The 17,920-nt window shown below is 58.5% G+C and carries 13 protein-coding genes and 3 pseudogenes; 11 read left to right on the top strand and 5 right to left on the bottom strand.

Features of this window, described 5'->3' with window-relative positions; genetic code table 11:
- Positions 1-36: 36 nt before the first annotated feature.
- Positions 37-1,032, bottom strand: a complete 996-nt coding sequence (argF, locus tag ACTJKM_RS20995; RefSeq protein ID WP_058327693.1) for an ornithine carbamoyltransferase — start codon at positions 1,030-1,032, stop codon at positions 37-39.
- Between the two features lie 54 nt (positions 1,033-1,086).
- Between argF and ACTJKM_RS20990 the strand changes: the two genes are divergently transcribed.
- Positions 1,087-1,692 carry a hypothetical protein gene (locus ACTJKM_RS20990; protein ID WP_245296130.1) on the top strand — a complete coding sequence of 202 codons (606 nt, stop codon included), beginning with the start codon at positions 1,087-1,089 and terminating at the stop codon, positions 1,690-1,692.
- Positions 1,693-1,725: 33 nt separating this feature from the next.
- Here ACTJKM_RS20990 and ACTJKM_RS20985 read toward each other — a convergent pair whose 3' ends face one another.
- Positions 1,726-2,466, bottom strand: a complete 741-nt coding sequence (locus ACTJKM_RS20985; protein ID WP_440637404.1) for a response regulator — start codon at positions 2,464-2,466, stop codon at positions 1,726-1,728.
- A 122-nt stretch (positions 2,467-2,588) separates the two neighbouring features.
- Here ACTJKM_RS20985 and ACTJKM_RS20980 point away from each other — a divergent pair, with 122 nt between their 5' ends.
- From ACTJKM_RS20980 to ACTJKM_RS20970, 3 genes are all read left to right on the top strand, one after another.
- Entirely contained in the window at positions 2,589-3,329 is a 741-nt protein-coding gene (locus ACTJKM_RS20980; RefSeq protein WP_440637402.1) for a helix-turn-helix domain-containing protein, read from the top strand.
- A 17-nt stretch (positions 3,330-3,346) separates the two neighbouring features.
- Complete coding sequence (locus ACTJKM_RS20975; RefSeq protein WP_440637400.1) at positions 3,347-5,236, top strand: PAS domain S-box protein; 1,890 nt, start codon at positions 3,347-3,349, stop codon at positions 5,234-5,236.
- 400 nt (positions 5,237-5,636) lie between these two features.
- The gene (locus ACTJKM_RS20970; protein WP_113514616.1) at positions 5,637-6,470 is read left to right on the top strand and encodes a universal stress protein; all 834 of its coding nucleotides are present in this window, start codon (positions 5,637-5,639) and stop codon (positions 6,468-6,470) included.
- Between the two features lie 51 nt (positions 6,471-6,521).
- Here ACTJKM_RS20970 and ACTJKM_RS20965 read toward each other — a convergent pair.
- Positions 6,522-6,978: pseudogene (locus tag ACTJKM_RS20965) on the bottom strand (pyridoxamine 5'-phosphate oxidase family protein).
- Positions 6,979-7,117: 139 nt separating this feature from the next.
- On the opposite strand from ACTJKM_RS20965, the gene ACTJKM_RS20960 reads away from it, so the two are divergent.
- A complete protein-coding gene (locus ACTJKM_RS20960; RefSeq protein ID WP_113514612.1) occupies positions 7,118-7,774 on the top strand; it encodes a BON domain-containing protein in 657 nt (218 codons plus the stop codon).
- Positions 7,775-7,806: 32 nt separating this feature from the next.
- The gene (locus ACTJKM_RS20955; RefSeq protein ID WP_440637395.1) at positions 7,807-10,482 is read left to right on the top strand and encodes a cation-translocating P-type ATPase; all 2,676 of its coding nucleotides are present in this window, start codon (positions 7,807-7,809) and stop codon (positions 10,480-10,482) included.
- Here the strand turns inward: ACTJKM_RS20955 and ACTJKM_RS20950 are convergent.
- A complete protein-coding gene (locus ACTJKM_RS20950) occupies positions 10,472-11,722 on the bottom strand; it encodes an MgtC/SapB family protein (RefSeq protein ID WP_440637393.1) in 1,251 nt (416 codons plus the stop codon). The genes ACTJKM_RS20955 and ACTJKM_RS20950 overlap by 11 nt on opposite strands.
- Before the next feature lie 138 nt (positions 11,723-11,860).
- Between ACTJKM_RS20950 and ACTJKM_RS20945 the strand changes: the two genes are divergently transcribed.
- The 3 genes and pseudogenes from ACTJKM_RS20945 to ACTJKM_RS20935 all read left to right on the top strand — a co-directional run bounded on the left by ACTJKM_RS20945 (position 11,861) and on the right by ACTJKM_RS20935 (position 14,835).
- Complete coding sequence (locus tag ACTJKM_RS20945) at positions 11,861-12,358, top strand: universal stress protein (protein ID WP_440660766.1); 498 nt, start codon at positions 11,861-11,863, stop codon at positions 12,356-12,358.
- A gap of 56 nt (positions 12,359-12,414) precedes the next feature.
- Positions 12,415-12,669, top strand: a pseudogene (locus ACTJKM_RS20940) (DUF3604 domain-containing protein); the annotation flags it as partial.
- Between the two features lie 813 nt (positions 12,670-13,482).
- Positions 13,483-14,835 carry an adenylate/guanylate cyclase domain-containing protein gene (locus ACTJKM_RS20935; RefSeq protein WP_113514603.1) on the top strand — a complete coding sequence of 451 codons (1,353 nt, stop codon included), beginning with the start codon at positions 13,483-13,485 and terminating at the stop codon, positions 14,833-14,835.
- Positions 14,836-15,157: 322 nt separating this feature from the next.
- Here ACTJKM_RS20935 and ACTJKM_RS20930 read toward each other — a convergent pair whose 3' ends face one another.
- The gene (locus tag ACTJKM_RS20930) at positions 15,158-15,844 is read right to left on the bottom strand and encodes a pentapeptide repeat-containing protein (RefSeq protein WP_156436882.1); all 687 of its coding nucleotides are present in this window, start codon (positions 15,842-15,844) and stop codon (positions 15,158-15,160) included.
- Positions 15,845-16,214: 370 nt separating this feature from the next.
- On the opposite strand from ACTJKM_RS20930, the pseudogene ACTJKM_RS20925 reads away from it, so the two are divergent.
- Positions 16,215-17,246, top strand: a pseudogene (locus ACTJKM_RS20925) (zinc-dependent alcohol dehydrogenase family protein); the annotation flags it as partial.
- 186 nt (positions 17,247-17,432) lie between these two features.
- Entirely contained in the window at positions 17,433-17,831 is a 399-nt protein-coding gene (locus ACTJKM_RS20920) for a GNAT family N-acetyltransferase (RefSeq protein WP_440637499.1), read from the top strand.
- Positions 17,832-17,920 lie beyond the last annotated feature (89 nt).

Raw genomic sequence — 17,920 nt, 5'->3', positions numbered from 1 at the left:
TTCAACCGCAAGCTCTCTGCTCGCACCGTGGCGCGATCAATCGGCAAGCGTAGCCACGAGAAGTGCCTTGATTGCGGGCATGCGGTTCTCTGCCTGATCGAACACGATCGAGGATTTGGATTCGAAGACACCATCACACACCTCCATGCACTCGACGCCGAAACGTTTGGCGATACGGGCGCCGGCCCCATCTTCCCGCCAGTGCCAGGCGGGTAGACTGTGCATCAGCTTTGTGTGCGGGTTGTCGGTTGCTTCCATTACATTCTCTCTAACGGCAAAGGGCGCAAGCTGCCTCACCCGCTCGGCCCAACGAACGTCTCCCTCGGCAAACCAGGGAGCGGTGCAAATAAAGTCGGCCCCGAGAATGCCGGTACCGACGTGCTCCAGCACGGTTATCTGGCCGCCACTATCCCTTGCCACCGAAGTCACACGTTCGACGAAGGGTGCTTCCGGCCAGAAACTCGGTGGCGAAACGATGCGAAGGTCGATGCCGAGCTTTGAGGACGCCACTGCCAGAGATCGTGCGACGTTGCTGCGTCCATCCCCAAGGAAGGCCACGATCATGTCATTGAGAGGCTTGTCGCTGCATTGCTTCATTGTCACAAGGTCGGCCAAAGTTTGCATGGGGTGTGACTCGTCCGTCATTCCATTGAAGACAGGCACGCGCGCCCATTTGGCGACCTCTTCTACGGCAGCTTGGGAATGCCCGATATATCCGATTGCATCATACAGCCGACCGAGAAAACGAGCGTTGTCCTTGGTCGACTCCCGATGTCGCGTATAACCGGTTGACGGTCCAATCAACGTAACATTCGCACCTTGGTCGTGGGCTGCAACTTCAAAGGCGGCGCGCGCGTGGATCGAATCTCGCTCGCAGACGAGCGCGACGTTCTTGGTGCTCAATTGCCTGACCTCGGTGCCAATCCGCTTCTTTTCCTTCAGATCAGTGGCGAGCCGAAGCAGGAAATGGATTTCCTCGGGGGTTAGGTCACCAAGGGTGAGCAAGCTGCGACCGCGCAGATCGACCGACATGGCTCATACTCCCTATTGAGGCGCTATTTCAGCCAAATAAAAGACAGAAATCAGTTGCCGGCATTGATGCTCGTCAATGACGGCTTCCCGGTTCACAGGAAAACTGCCCTCATTGTGAACCGCGCCACCATCCTGGAGAAGAGCCTGCAATCGCACGGCAAAAAGGTCTGGGGCCGCGGGTTGGTTCAATCCGATCCACTCATCGGGAAGGATATCATGGCTTCCGCCTATGTCGTCGCCCCAATCAAAGCAGCACAGGTCGAACGGGCCTACTGTCTCATCGACGCCGCGGGCTACGACATCGGCCTTGATGCATGGCGGCAAATCTGCGCGGCGGCTCTCGCGCGAAAGTACTCCTCCCCCTTTGTCGAGGAGATTGCAGTTGCCGAAAATTCGCTCGGTTACGTCAAAGGTATCGCCATTCTACAGGTGAGTCATCATGAGCGACTGGGACGATACCTCTCCGTTCCGGTTTTTGTCATAGCTAGCGCCGGCGACACGCGTGGCGTCTGCGGTTCCCTGCTCCGATACTTGAGCGCAATGGCGTTCGATAGACATTGCGGCGCCATTCGTGTCGCAACTCTTGCGCCGGATCGATGGCCGGTTGCCAACGGAAGCTGTGATGAGGAGCCCGACGGGATAGTTATCCCGCTGCGCTGAAATCTGCGCGAGCGATCGATGGAGACGGGTAGCCTAAGCGTCCTGTTTCATGGTGTGCGCACTGAACACATAGCCCACTCCGCGGACGGACTTGATCAGTTCGGGGCGGCGCGGATCCCTTTCGATCTTCCGTCGCAATCTCGCTATCTGGGCGTCGATCACACGGTCATAAGCCTCCAGTGACCTGCCACGTGTCAAGTCCATCAACACGTCGCGTTTAAGGACGCGGCCGGCATGTCTCACCAAGGTGCAGAGCATGTCGAACTCCGCCGTCGTCAAGGCGATCTCCCCGCCGTCCTTAGATGTCAACCGACGACAGGCGACGTCGAGACGCAAACCTTCGAAACAAAAGGTCTCGCTCGTTTGGACTTCAGGAACCGATGCGGGAGGCGGCCGCCGACGGCGAAGCGCGCTCCTCACGCGCGCAAGAACTTCGCGAAGGTGGAAGGGCTTCGTGACATAGTCATCAGCTCCGATTTCAAGGCCCACCACACGATCGACCACGTCGTCCCGGCCGGTCAACATGATGATGGGGATGTCGGAATGGGCACGAAGCTCGCGGGCCAGTGACAGCCCATCTTCTCCGGGAAGCCCCAGATCGAGCAAAACGATATCCACATGAGCCTTCTCAAGCTTGTTGCGCATTTCCCGACCATCGCCGGCAAGGGTGACGCGATAGCCTTCCCCTTCGAAATAGCGTGACAACATCTGCCTTATACGTGGATCGTCATCCACGATAAGAACAAGCTCCGGCTCGTTTCGAGCGTTTGCCATAACCTTCCCCGAAGTGCTGTTACATTCCGTCACACTATAGCACCAATCGTTGCAGGCGCGTCGATGCCGGGTCACGCACATATGTTGAAATCCCCCACTCAGCGTCGGATGGAGGATGCGCGATGACCCTTCAATCAGTTGCTATGCAGGGCGGTCCTGGAGCATTGGAGTGCTCTCTTCCTCCGCCGGAGCTATCCTCGGTCTTCAGTTTCCAACCGATCATCGCGGCTGTGCCGGGCCAAGCACTGTTCTGGGAAGGGGATGATGCCAAATTCGTTTTTCAGGTTGAACACGGTATGCTGCGCGCATTGCGCCTGCTTGCCGATGGCCGTAGGGTTATCGTAGGCTTTCTGCGTCCCGGCGATCTCCTGGGTGTGTCTCTTAAAGACCGCTACGTCTATACGGTCGAAGCGATTACCGAAGTGAGATTGCGGCGATATCCCCGTCGTCGCTTTGAAGACGAAGTGGCACGCCAACCGCACCTTCGAGCGCAACTCTTTTCCAAGCTATGCGACGAAATGACTGCGGCCCAGGACCACGCGGTGTTGCTGTCGCGACGCAGCGCCGACGAGAAGGTCGCCAACTTCCTGCTCATGATGGCGAGAGACCGAGACGCCGAACGGACCGATCACGTCGATCTACCGATGACCCGGCTCGACATTGCCGATTACTTGAACATGACCATCGAGACGGTATCTCGCACCATAACGAAATTCGCGAGCAACGGTGTCATCGCTGCGCCCGACCGGCGCTCGATCATAGTCTTGAAAAAGCATATGCTTCAATCGATCGCGGATGGTGAGGATTGCGATCTTCGTCCGGCTGCGATGTCTAACAGGATGGGGCGAAGCTGCTTCGCTTGAGCACGTGGCGGTTGATGATGACGCAAACGACGGTCGGCAAAATCGTTAGTCTCCTTGAGGACGCGAACCTGATCGTGCATGAGACTAGCGGAAAGATCAGTCACTGGAGCAAAGGCTGCGAGCGACTATACGGTTGGCCACGGGCTGAAGCGCAAGGTGAACTGATCCACCACCTGCTCGCCACGACATTTCCAGAGCCCGTCAAAAACATCCGCAAGAAGGTTGAACGACACGGGTCATGGTCCGGCGAACTGGCACAAAAGCGCAAGGATGGAAGCAAGGTCTTCGTTGCGAGCCGCTGGGTCGGTCTTCCAAACGGTGAAAGCGATCTTATCGTGCAGATAGACAGCGATATCACCAACTTGAAACACGCCCAGGCCGATCTTGTTTCGCGAGAGGCCCATCTTCGGTCGATCCTTGAGACGGTGCCCGAAGCAATGGTGGTGATTGACGAGACGGGGCTGATCACTTCTTTCAGCGCGGCGGCGGAACGATTGTTCGGCTTCACCGAGAGCGAGGTGCGCGGCGCGAACGTGAAGATGCTGATGCCGTCTCCGCACCGTGACGCGCACGATCGCTACTTGAATAACTATCTGCGCACCGGCGAGCGTCGGATCATCGGAATAGGGCGAGTTGTGACGGGCAGGCGCAAGGACGGTACAACCTTCCCTATGGAATTGTCCGTCGGAGAAGCCCGGTCAGCCGGGGGCCGGATCTTTACCGGCTTCATTCGGGACCTGACCAGCCGCCAACGTATTGATGAGGAGTTGCGTCAGGCACAGAAAATGGAGGCGGTCGGGCAACTTACCGGCGGACTCGCGCACGACTTTAACAATCTGCTGACGGTCATAACCGGCAACCTCGAGATGATCGAGGCGCGCCTCGAGGATCAAGACCTTAGGCAGCTTTTGCAAGAAGCACAGGCCGCAACCGACGACGGCGCAAAGCTCACAGCGCAACTGCTCGCCTTTGGCCGGCGTCAACCCCTTGCTCCAAAACTCGTCGACGTGGGCGGTCTCATCGGCAATTTCGCGAATCTTCTGGGGCGAACGCTGGGCGAAACGGTGGAACTGTCGACATTGGTTCGTGGCTCTGACAACATTGTACTCGTCGATGTCCCGCAACTTCAAAACACTCTTCTGAACCTTGCGCTGAATGCGCGCGATGCAATGCGAGGGGGCGGACGGCTCACGATCGAGGTGTCGAAGACGAGCCTCGATCAGGACTACGTGCTTATGTTTCCAGATGCCCGGATGGGACACTATATCCTCGTTACCGTCAGTGATACGGGGGTCGGCATGTCGGAAGATGTCAGACGCCGCGCATTTGAGCCCTTTTTTACGACCAAAGCGACCGGAGCGGGAAGCGGGCTCGGTCTCAGCATGGTTTATGGCTTCGTCAAGCAGTCAGGCGGCCATGTCCAACTTTACAGCGAACCTGGCCACGGCACCAGCGTACGGCTTTTCTTACCGGCGGCGAAAGGAATATCGCCGGCCGACGAGGAAAACTGGCCGAAGGATCCTCAAGCCGAGCCCATACCACACGGACACGAGACCATTCTCGTAGTCGAGGACGACGCCCGCGTCCGCCGCGTTGTGGTAGCGCGTCTTTTAAACGCCGGTTATGGGGTCGTCGAGGCCGAGACAGGCGCCGAAGCCCTTCAGCTCCTCGCAGACCACCCGGAGATTTCCCTTGTGTTTACGGACATGGTCATGCCTGGCGGGATGACCGGTAACGAGCTCGCCCAGCACGTTCGCAGATTCCGCCCGGAGATGAAGATACTCGTAACGTCGGGTTACGCGGCCCCGAGCCTCGCAGAAGAAAGGCTGCCCGAAGGTGCTTCGTGGCTGCTTAAACCCTATACGGCGAGAAAACTCGCAAAGCGACTTCGCGAACTGCTCGACTGATGCCGTCGCCTGGATCTCGTACGTTCAGCAAACCAGGCTGATCTGTCTGCATGCGGCACAAGTCACGGTATTGTGGATGGAGGGAGGAGACAGGAGATCGCCGCGGTGACGGTTCGCAATCCTCACTACGTGGAAATGATCCACGACCTGTTCCTGCATCGTCCCCTTCATGGAAATTTTCCACTTTTCGAAATGCGCGAGGCTTTGGCCGAACAGCTATCCTGCGGTATTGCACTGTTTCGACCTCGATCCAGCCCATCCGAACTAGCCGCGCCAGCGGCAGACGATGGTCGCGAAATGCTGAGTTCCCGAGAATGGGTCTTTGATTGCCGTCAATGCCGTTTGTAAGACCGTGCGTAGATTGGCTGATAGCCCAAACATCAATTCGGGAGATCGAGCAATGACATACAAGACTGTCCTACTGGTTGCTGATGCCGAAAACTATGATATCGATCTGAGAACCGCGGCAGATCTTTGCGTGGCAGGGAACGCGCACCTGTCCGTTTTTCTTGTGAAGCTTGCCGCCCCTGTGCCCCTCGGTGACTTCGCGGCGATGTCGGTCGCGTGGCTGGACGTGCGCGCCGGCGATACCGAGAAACTCGGCGACGCCGTTATGAGTTCCCGCGCAACTCTGGAAGCACTTGGCATCTCGTTTGATGTCCACGGGAGCTACCCTGAGGAAGCGTGGGCGGAGGATGAGATCGGAGAGCGGGCACGGTACGCTGACGTGACGTTGATCGGGACAAGCCTCAAGGCGAGTTCGCGGCTTCGCTCGCACGCGATTGAGGGTGCGCTATTTCGCTCGGGCCACCCGGTCCTTCTATCTGGCAACCGCCAATCGGTGACGCTTGCACCGAAAAGGATCCTCCTTGCATGGAACTCCACTATCGAGGCCACAAGAGCCGCACGCGAAGCGCTCGAAATGATGAAGACCGCCGACAGCGTCAACGTTGTGCTGGTCGATCCCAAGGCTGTGCCGGCGAGGAACGGGGAAGAACCGGGGGCGGATGTTGCGACCTACCTTGCTAGGCATGGCATCAAGGTCACCGTGGACAGGCTTCCGAGCGCCGGGCGCCAGGTCAACGTGGTGCTGTTGCAGCATGCGCTGGACACCGCGGCGGACCTCATCGTCATGGGCGCCTATGGCCATTCACGTGTTCGCGAACGCATGTTCGGGGGCGTTACCAAGGCCATGATCGAGTCCCCGGCAGTGCCGGTGTTGATGGTTCATTGAGCCACTAAAACAGAAAAACAACACGTGCGCCGCCTCGAGCGGCGCACCTTTTCAGTTGCAAGTCTCACTTGCACAACACGCCCTCCCAGTCATTTCGAGTATATCGATACTGAAGAAGAGGTGCGGGTAGTGGCCGGACACTTCTTGCGGAGCCGGCTTCAGGCCGCCTGGCTCCCACCAGTTTACTCTCTTTTCGAGAAGCGACCAGGCGTGCAGGTACTCCCGGTGCCACTGACCGGTCGGGGCAAGTTCCTGATAACGCCCGTAGATCACGACGCTCTTCCATTCGCCTTCCGAACTTGCATCTATCTGCAAGCAGACATTGGAATTCTTGCGCATCCAGTCGATCTTTCGTCCGGGCATAGAAAATGCGTAGAGGCAGTTCCCGGAGTAGGCATATGTGATTGGGAACGTAGGGCTTGTCGTCCAGGCAACAGGCAAGGCACGCCACATGGCCTTCCTGAACGACACTGCTGCAGTCGTGGCGGGACATTTCCTTGACGATCATGATCCACCTCCTTGAACCCATCTCTCGAAATTAAGTCTTCGAGTGTCGCCGCGCTTTGACGCCCCTCAAAGACCGATGGTTGATGATGGAGCACACTCTTGGCGCAAACCGGACGAGGAGACCTTTGGAGGTGACCCCCATGAGCGACATCAGTTTACGACAGGATATTCTCGACGAACTCGAGTATGAGCCCAGCATTGACGCCGCAAACATCGGCGTAACGGTTGAGAAAGGGATCGTGACCCTGACCGGTCATGTCCACAGCTTTGCCGAAAAGCACGCCGCTGAGCACGTTGCTCAACGAGTTAAGGGCGTACGCGCGATTGCGGAGGAAATCGCCGTGCGGCTGCCCGCGCACAAGAAGGCCGCCGATGACGAAATCGCAAGCCGTGTCTTGAAAATTCTCGACTGGGGCGCGGCTATTTCCGAACCGAACGATATAAAGGTCAAGGTGGAGCAGGGGTTCGTCACTCTTGTCGGCACCGTTGACTGGCATTTCCAACGCTCTGCGGCCGAACACTCTATACACCAACTCTCCGGTATAACGGGCATCGATAATCAGTTGAGAATTCGACCGATGATGGATGTCGTCGACATCCGGCATGGCATCAAGGAGGCCTTGAGGCGCAATGCCGAAATCGAGTCCGAAGACATAGAGGTCGAAGTCTCCGGTAGCCACGTGACCTTGCGGGGGAAAGTCCAAAGCCCGCGTGAGCGCATCACGGCCGAGCAGGCTGCCTGGTCCGCAAAAGGAGTGAGCGGCGTAACGGACTACCTGACAGTTTCCGATAAATAGGATCCTTCGATTTTTGCCAAAAGGGGTCCATGATGTCCGATACGATGCCCCCGAGCCTCGCTCGGCATGAGGAGGATGCCAGCGTCTATACCGGGCTGACGAGCGGGGAAGCCCACACCCGATTGTCAAAATACGGCTCAAACGCCCTGCCCGAACCGAGGGCAGGGTCGCTGGCCGTAACTTTCGTGCGCCAGTTCCGTAGTCCACTGATCTACATTCTGTTGGCCGCGGTGTTGGTGTCGCTTCTTCTAGGCGATTTGAGGGACGCTTTCTTTATTGGGATCGTACTTGTTGCAAACGCCATCGTCGGGACCATTCAGGAACACTCTGCCGGCCAGGCAGCATTGGCGTTGCGCAAACTCGAGCAACGGAAAGCCAGCGTTGTGCGAGACGGGCATTTGGTCGAGCTCGACACACGACTGATCGTGCCGGGCGACCTGGTCGCTCTGGAATCCGGCGGACGCGTGCCAGCAGACATGCGACTAACCGTGGTTGACGGTCTATTTTGTGATGAGTCCTTGTTAACAGGCGAGTCGTCGCCAGTTAGAAAGTCGCCAGCTCCGGTTTCCATCACAGGCGACGAGCAACGACGCCACATGGTATACGCTGGTACCCTCGTCACACGCGGCCGCGCACGTGGCGTGGTCGACGCGACGGGCAAGAACAGCGAGATCGGCAAGATCGCAAGCGACATCGGGAAGGCGCCCCTTGCGAAATCGCCGTTGCTGATCCGGCTTGAGGGCTTTTCGAAACTCATTGCCTTGGTCGTCGCAATCGTCGTGGTCTTGCTGATACTTGTCGGGGCCGCCCGCGACATGCCGCTGAGCGATCTGTTCATGATGGCCGTCGGGCTGGCCGTGAGCGCAATCCCCGAGGGCCTCCCGATCGCGATCTCGGTCGCCTTGGCGATCAGCATGCGTCGGATGGCCAAGAAACACGTCATCATTCGCCGCATGCCCGCCGTGGAAGCACTTGGGTCATGCACGATAATCGCAACCGACAAGACCGGAACACTGACGCTTAATGAGTTGACGGTCACCGACATTCGCCTACCCGATGGAACCGACCTTTTCTGTGACACGCATGCCGATATCGAGTCCTGTCACATCCGCGGGAAAGACACGTCCCCGGACCAGGCGCGTGATCGGGCGACCGCCCTTCTTCGAGCTGCCTCGCTGCCGAATGAAGGATCGCTCGTAAGAGGTGAAGATGGGTGGACCACTGTTGGCGACACGGTCGATGTCGCGCTGCTGGCCGCCGCACACAAGGCGGGCCTGCCGCGAGAGTCAATTGAGGATAACTATCCTCTGGTTGCCCGAATCCCCTATGAGCCGGAGATCAAATATGCCGCATCATTTCATCGACATGGCGACGTGCTGCGCATCTTCGTGAAGGGAGCGGCCGAAACCCTCATCGCAATGTCGGACCGAATGGAGATGAACGGCCGCGCGGTAACGATCGACCGCGACAGGCTCTTGCATCAGAAGGAAGAAATGGCGGCCCGGGGTCTGCGTGTACTGGCTTTTGCAGAAGGCGCAACCGCCATGGAAGATAGTGGCGGATTCGGCCGCCATCTCCTTGTCGATCTGGTCTTTCTGGGGCTCGTCGGCATGCGGGATCCAATCAGACCGGAAGTGCCCGAAGCCATCCGCAACTGCCAAGGCGCAGGCGTTCAGGTGGTCATGCTCACCGGTGACGATCCTAAGACCGCCTCGGCGATCGCCGCTGATGCGGGCCTCACCTTCACGATAGATCAGGTCGTCACTGGCGAAGAGGTAAGCCTGGCCGAGGAGCGAGGGTACGCAAGCCTCGACGCGCTCGCCCGCCGGGGCCGCATCTATGCACGCATCGCTCCCTCGCAGAAACTGGCGATCGTTCGCGCGCTTTCGCGCAACGGACACTTCGTCGCCGTCACGGGTGACGGGGTCAACGATGCGCCTGCACTGAAGCACGCGCATATCGGTGTGGCAATGGGGCGCAAGGGCACGGACGTCGCCAAGGAGAGCGCCGATATTATCATCACGGACGACAATTTCGCGTCAATTGTCAGTGCCATCAAGGAAGGTCGCGTCGCCTACGCCAATATCCGCAAAGTCATCTTCATGCTCGCTTCCACGGGATCGGCGGAACTCGTGCTGTTTCTTTTGGCCGCCGCCCTGGCACTGCCGATGCCGCTCCTCCCGGTGCAACTCCTCTGGCTCAATCTTGTCACGAACGGCATCCAGGACGTCGCTCTTGCAAGCGAAGGACCTGAGGGCGACGAACTCTCACGCGCCCCGCGCAGGCCGAATGAGCCAATATTCGATTGGGTGATGATCCGCCGTCTCTGCCAGACAACGCTTGTCATGGGAGGCGGAGGTTTCGCGATGTTCTACCTCGCTCTCCAACAAGGCCACAGTGAAAGCGATGCCCGCAACATGCTCTTGCTACTGCTTGTTCTCTTCGAGAATTTCCAGACCTTTGCAAGCCGATCGGAACGAAAATCCGTGCTCGCGCTCGGCGTATTTGGCAACCCGCTCCTGCTCTTCTGCATTGCCGCAGCCTTGGGTCTCCACATCATCGCCATGCATGTTCCGCTTGTCAGTATTACCCTTCAGGTTTCGCCGATGGAACCGGCTGAGTGGGCGATACTTCTCACTGCCGCCTCTTCTGTCCTTTTCACCATGGAATTCGACAAATGGCGGCTCCGTGGCAAATCTACTGCATAGTCAAGAAATAGGCGCTTACGCCGGCTGCTGCGGCAACAAGCGAGACGAGGCCGAGTGGCACCCAGTATCCTGCTGTACCGGATAGGATCGCCACGAATATTCGGCCCCCGGCATTGACGAGCGCGGCTGCCAGCACGGCGGCGCCGACAGTTGGCAAGGGCATTGCTCCGCCAACGGAGCGTAATGCGGTCAGTACGGCAACGTCGACGTCGAAGATGCCAGATGCCGCCGAAATGCCAATCAGGCTGTTGTTGCCAATCCTCGCCACCACTGCGGCGCCAAGTGTCGCCGTGGCGGCAAAAAGACTGGCAAAGATAAGGAGCGGCATAAGTTCAAAGGGATTTCGTGCATCGACGTCTTTACCTGCATCGGGCGCCCTTTTTATCATCAAAAGGCTCCCGCACACGACGAATACGACACCTGCCGTCAGCAACGGCAGCACTACGAGCGGAAGAAGCCGCGGTGATAGTGCAAGGACGATAACGAGTACGCGCAACAATGAAATAGCCGCAGCGACACTTGCCGCGCCTGCCAGCGGGCGAGCCGGCTCCCCGGCGCGCACTTTCTGTCCAAAGCTTGCCGTGACAGCAGTAGAGGAGACAATCGCGCCCGTAAGACCGCTGACAAGAAGCCCGCGCGTCGATCCCAGTAAGCGAGTTGCAACATATCCAGCGAAGGAGATAGTGGCGCTCAGAACCGTGAGAAACCACACCTCGCGGGGATTGAAGCCGCCCCAGGGGTCGATCGTCTGGTTCGGCAGAAGCGGCAATACGATGGCAGTCATCACCGCAAGAACGAGAGCGGAACGCAGTTCCGGCCAGGTTAGGCGCTTGAGGAGATTGTGAAGAAGCTCTCTGCTTGCAAGTACCGCTGCAAGTGCGGCTCCCCCGGCAGCTGCTGCCTTGTAGTCGCCCGCAACCGCCAGCCCGCCCAGGGAAAAAACGCACAATCCGGCGACGACACTGGTCACGCTGAAATCTTCATCGCGCCGAGCCTCACGTAACTTGAACCAGGTCAAGCTCATCGTGAAACCCAGCAGACCCGCAGCAAAAGCGAACGGGTTCTGCTGGGTTTCCGACACGGCCGCAATGATACCGCCAAGCAGGCCGGAAATCCCGAAGGTTCGAATGCCGGCAGTTCGGCTGCCTTCCGGCGCATCCCTCTCGCGCCATCCCCGCTCCAACCCGACGAGGAGTCCAATTGCCAGTGCGAGCCCCAGACGAAGGATAAGCGTTTCCATTTTGCACTGCTCCAAGGGTCCTATCCCTCTGAGATTGACCCGTCTCACTTTTGGACAGCGAACTTCGATCCTGTCTTTGACGACGATCAATGCTTGCGGATTGATAATGGATGAGGCTGTTTGGGGAGGATTTTTTCCATGGACCATATCCTTGTCGCAACCGATGGATCCGACAAAGGGCGCGACGCTGTGATGATGGCCGCAAAGCTTGCCAAGGCGACTGACACTCCCCTGACCGTTCTACATGTCGTTCCACCTGGTTTTGCAGGCGCAACGAACCGCCTTCCCGGTTCCGGGCGCGTCTTTCCCATCGGCAACATGATCCCGGGAATGTCGAGGCCGACAGAACTCTCACATGTGCCAGGTGATGGCATCGACGAGAGTGCCCTGGCGGTCGGCAAGAGAGTTGTGGAGCAAGCTCGCAACGAGGCACGCGGGCTCGGCGTCGAGAATGTCTCTGCTAGACTGGAAATGGGCGATTGCGCCGAAACCGTTCTTGAGACTGCAACGGAGATCAGCGCAAGCTTGATCGTCGTTGGAAGCCGAGACCTTGGGCGCCTAAAGGGGATGCTTCTCGGGAGCGTGTCAAAGAAGGTGGTCCAGAACGCGCACTGTTCGGTCCTTATCGTACGCTGAGGCCTGCGAAGAAGAACGGTTGGGCTGAACCGCAAAGGACACTCTGCGAGCCTACCGACACGCATCTTCACACCGGAGTCCTCATTCGACGCCGGCGCGTTTGGGACGCGGCTGACCCCGCGCGATGCCTATCGCTTCGCCCGCGGCGAAGAGATCATGGCGTCGAGCGGCCAGCCGCAAAGCTGTCGCGCCCACGAAACTTCCTGGTGGTCGCCGACCATTCCGACAACATGGGCATGTTCCCGGACCTCTTTGCCGGCAAGCCGGAGGTCATCTCCGATCCGCAGGCCAAGACCTGGTACGAAATGATCAGCCCGGATTCGCCTCTTCCCGGGCTGGTTCCGATCTCCGTGACCAGGCTTCAAGGATTGCCGTTCCCACTCCCCTTATCCACGAGCTGAGGTCCGGACGGTCCGCGAGCCAAGCAAGCGCACCCGCAGCGAGGCCGCGCTCACCGCGACAAGCGCGCGTTTCGCGCCATCCTTCTTCATTCCATGACTGCGTTGACCATTTGAGGAACATGGCTCTTGAGCGGGCATTAAATATTTGCACTTCGGACAGCGGACGGGTCGGAAATTGCGACCGGCATAGGGCGAATAGAGCGGCTTGGCGGCAAAGGCCTTTTCGGCCTTGGCTGTGTTCAGCGTGCCGGTGTCGCTATGTTCCTGTGCGGCTGCCGGGAGCGCCGGACCAAAGCTCAGAATGCTTGCAAGGATCAATTTGGCAGACTTGTTTCTCAACGCTTTCCCCTCCGTACGGCACGCCCGCTTCGCGAAAGACCGACTACCCGCTCTCAACAATCACATAGTCGAGCAACCTCCTCCTTGACGCCGAACAAAATTACTCCGTCAGGGCCCAGTGTGACAGCCGGCTCGTTGTCGTTTTGTTTTGTCGACATTAGATCAATCGACGCTGCGGCCTGCGTCGTGGGCCCCACCGGGCTGTGTGGAGAAGGTGCTGGTAATTGCGGCGATGCAAACCCAACCCCGCAACTGTCGCGGTTGAGTTCGTCGGGCAAATCTCGCCGAAAATTGCGCCCCTCACGCAATCGGTTCTGCCGAGCTAATATGGGCGACCGCTCCAGCCACGTTGCGGCGAGGTAAGCCCTGCGAAGGATATAATTCATGTGGAAGTTTCAACATGCATTTCGCTCTGATCCACACCGGTCTGACCTCACGAGCACGTCCGTCGAAAGCGCGTTCTGGGAATCGGAGCACGAAGCCGAATACACGATCGGATGGGTTCGGATCACAGTGGGTCTTGCCTTGTTTGTGAGTGGTTTCCTCGTCTCCTCTGAAACCGCCGGCTTCGCCCAAGAGTACAACTTGACCCAACTTCGCGCAACGGCGCTGACTACCGTTGCAGCCTTTCTGGCCCTTGGTATCACGTCATTCCTGCTCGTGATCAGCCGTCAGTTCAGGCCTTGGATGGCCTTTGCGCTCGTTACCGGCGACGCATTGATTATAGGAGCCAGTCTCTATTTTGCCCTGAACGACATCGGCCTGGCGGGCAATTGGGTGGTGATCCTACCAACTCTCTGGGCCGTGCCCTTACTTCTCGCGGTCGGCGCGCTTCGATACAGGCCACTCGTTCAATTATGGGCCACGTCGGCAACAATGATTGCCGTGGTCAGCGTTGCGGCGGGGCTTGGCTTTAGCCTGACAGGCAATGCGAACCCCGCTGAGGCGCAGGGGGTAAGCCGTCTTCTTTCGCTTCCTCCCTATATCATGCGCGCGGTTATGCTGATGCTGATGGGTCTAGTAACGGCGTTGGCAATGGCGCGTTCTCGCCGCCTTCTGATCCGTATAGCGCGCGAGACAGCCAAGCGCGCAAACCTTGCTCGCTTCCTGCCAGCGGAAATCGTGCCATTGGTGGGGGACAATGATCTTACTACGTGGCGGCAAGGCCGCCGGCAGCAGGGCACGATCCTGTTTGTCGATATACGCGGGTTTACCGCTTATGCAGAAAAACTGGATCCCGCGAGACTGTCCGTCTTCATCTCCTCGTTTCGGCGACGAGTGATGCGGGCAACCGAGGCGTCAGGAGGTGTGATCGACAAATTTATAGGTGACGGCGCTCTTATAGTCTTCGGCATCCCAGAACCACGGAAAGATGATTGCGCTCGCGCTATAACCTGCGCTCAAAGCATTCTTTCGCTGGTCGACCAATGGAATACCAAGCGCGGATTCGATCCGCCGATCCGCGTCGGGATCGGCATCCACAGCGGCGAGATGTATTACGGACTTGTCGGTGACGAACATCGCCTTGAGTTCACGGTGCTTGGCGACACAGTCAACGTCGCTGCGAAGATAGAACAGGCTACCAAACGTTTCGATGCCACGCTGCTTGCCTCCGAGACGGTCGTGATGCAGGCAGGACGACAACATGACTGGGTCGCGGTAAGCCGAGAGCCATTGGGCGGACGTGGCGAGCATGTGGCACTTTATGCGTTCTCGGGGACCAAGCCACACAAATGAAGCTTAAGGTAACTAGCTCGCAGAGTTAAGGCGGCAATATCTTCCTTGCTCAAACCCATGTTGCGAGACGCGGCGTTCCCGACGGCGCCGCCCCCGATTTGCGTCGGGAGCATTTGGCTCACACACGATTGCCTGTTTGCGAGACGGGATATGGGCAGGCTTGGCCGCGGCCGCGCTTTCAGTCAGCAGAACATGATCAGGCGCGGAGACGAGCCGGGGTGGTCGGCGTAGCTGCCACCACGATTAGGACGCATAGAAGCTGCGACCGATAGCTATAGAACCGCTGCCCGCGCTCACCCCGGGACATTCGAAAGCCCAAACGTCAACGGAACATGCAAGGCCAACTCGCCGGCGCGGAAAGGCCGTGCGGCAGCTTCGTGGAGGCGTCGCCGCAAGCTATGTCGATTTGAGATTGCCGCAAACCGGTTGCTCGTGACAAGTCGCTCCCCTCAATTCGCGTCAGGAAGAGAACAGCACGGTCGAATGCTGTCGATCCCGCGAACGATGTACCGGTAAAGTCGACTCTAGACAGGTTTGCGAGCGAAAATCGAACGTTTTCGAGTTTCGCGCCGGTGAATCTGGCGCGACCAAGCTCTGCTTTCTCGAAGTTGACATCGATCAGCCGCGCGAGGCTGAAATCAGTGCGCTGCAATTCGGAGCTGGCAAATGAGGTACGTTCAGCTGAAAAGCGAACGAAGCTCGCGCGGTGGCCTTCCACGCGCGTAAAGTTTGCTGTCTTCGCGGTGGCCCCGGCGAGTGAAGCTCGCGCGAGCTTCGCCTTCTCAAGATTGGCTCTGCTTAAGTTGGCACCACGAAGATCGGTCAGGCTAAAGTCAGTGCCTGATAGGTTTGCGCCCTCCAGATCGGCTCCTTCGAGCATGAGGTGACTCTTATTGCAGCCGCTCCAGTTCAAACCGGGCATCGGCCAGCTCTTGCAGTGCGAGGCCTGTGCAGAGTCCCTGGAAACAAGAGCCACCATTACCATCCCGAGCATCAAGGTGAGTGACATTGGCATCAAGCCCCGGCGCGTTCTTAAGATGCGCCCCGGCGTTATTCCGACGCAGCGAGTGGGCGTGGTTTTGATCTTGAAGTCATTGTGTCGCATCACGATTCCAATCCCGTGACTCTTGCCACATCCCGCGCCCTTCAATCGACCGGATAATTCAAAACCAATTTTGCTTTTTATTGTTACCGAGCTTCGTTCGCTCAGACATTGACGAGGATCAATGGGCCCGATTGGCCATGAGCGCCAGAGTCGCCCCCCGCGCAATGCGCGCGCTTCACCGGATCTTTGACCCGCGTCAAAGCAGGTTCGCGGAGGCGCGTGCACAATTGCCATTGTTCGCGGCAGATAACGAACCTTGCGGAGGAGAGAATCGATGAAGGCGCTCGTCTATGAAGGACCGGGGCTCAAGTCGCTGACGGAGCGCCCGATACCCGCGATCGCTGCGACGACCGACGCCATCGTTAAGATCACGAGGACCACGATCTGCGGGACCGATCTGCATATCCTCAAGGGTGACGTTCCAACCTGCACAGCCGGTCGTATCCTCGGCCATGAGGGCGTGGGCATCGTGGTGGAAACGGGAACTGGGGTGACCCAGTTCGCAAAAGGCGACCATGTCCTGATTTCCTGCATCTCGTCCTGCGGCAAGTGCAGCAATTGCCGGCGCGGAATGTACTCTCACTGCGCCACGGGTGGCTGGATTCTCGGCAACACGATCGACGGCACACAGGCCGAGTATGTCCGCATCCCCCATGCCGACACTAGTCTCTACCCGATCCCACAAGGCGCAGATGAAGAGGCGCTCGTCATGCTGAGCGATATCCTTCCGACGGGCTTTGAATGCGGCGTGCTGAACGGCAAGGTGCAGCCTGGCGGAACAGTCGCCATCGTCGGTTCCGGCCCAATCGGACTGGCCGCGTTGCTGACGGCGCAGCTCTACTCTCCAGCCGACCTCATCATGATTGATCTCGACGAGAACCGGCTCAACGTCGCGAAACGTTTCGGTGCGACGCAGACGATCCAGGCGGGCGGCGGAGACGCCTCTCGACAGGTGCTGGCACAGACTAGAGGCAAGGGCGTCGACACCGCGATTGAGGCGGTTGGGATCCCCGCCACCTTCGAGCTGTGTCAGGAGATCGTCGCGCCTGGCGGCGTAATCGCCAACATCGGCGTCCACGGCGTCAAGGCCGACCTGCATCTGGAAAAGCTATGGTCGCGCAACATTGCCATCACCACGCGGCTGGTGGATGCGGTAACGACACCGTTGCTGCTAAAGACCGTGCAATCTGGAAAAATAGACCCAAGAAACCTGATCACGCATCGTTTCAACCTCAGGCAGATTGCCGATGCCTATGAAACTTTTGCCAATGCTGCGAGCACGAAAGCTCTGAAAGTGATAATCGAGACGGACGCTGCTCAACCTCTTCAGGCGCAAGGCGCTACAGAGCCGGGCACCAAGGCCTCATCCCCAACCGACGTCTGGAGCTGCAATCTTCTGACGCGCAGCGGTCTTGTCCTTCATGTTCGTCCCGTGCGTCCCGAAGACGATATACTCCTGGCAGATTTCTTCACCCATGTAACTCCGCAAGACATGCGTTTCCGCTTTCTGGGCGGCATTCGGGAAGTCAGCCGCGAGCGTCTTCTCTCTATGACGAAGGTCGATCACCGCTCCACCGAGAACTTCCTCGCTTTTGGCGAGGATAGCGAGACGATCATCGCCACCGCCATTGTAGCGTGCGACGCGTCGACGAAGAGAGCGGAAGTCGCGGTCTCCGTACGTGCCGAATACAAACATATGGGTGTGGCCTGGGAAATGCTGCGCCATGTCGCCCGCTTTGCGGAAGCCTCGGGCGCCAAGTCCCTCGAATCGCTCGAAAGCCGCGCAAACCATGAGGCAATCGAACTGGAGAGGGAACAGGGTTTCATTGCAGTTCCCTATGCGGATGATCCGACCCTCATCCTCGTCCGTAAGGATCTGCGTCAAGGCTAATGCACACAAGCGGACGCCAGGGTCTTGGCAGAAGTTCGGGAGCCCGCTAGCTCGGCAGTTTGCACCGCGCAGCGGCTAAAGCGCACGGT

Source organism: Ensifer sp. 22460 (genome assembly GCF_052044935.1).
Taxonomy (GTDB): domain Bacteria; phylum Pseudomonadota; class Alphaproteobacteria; order Rhizobiales; family Rhizobiaceae; genus Ensifer.
This window is presented reverse-complemented; position numbering and strand designations above follow the sequence as displayed.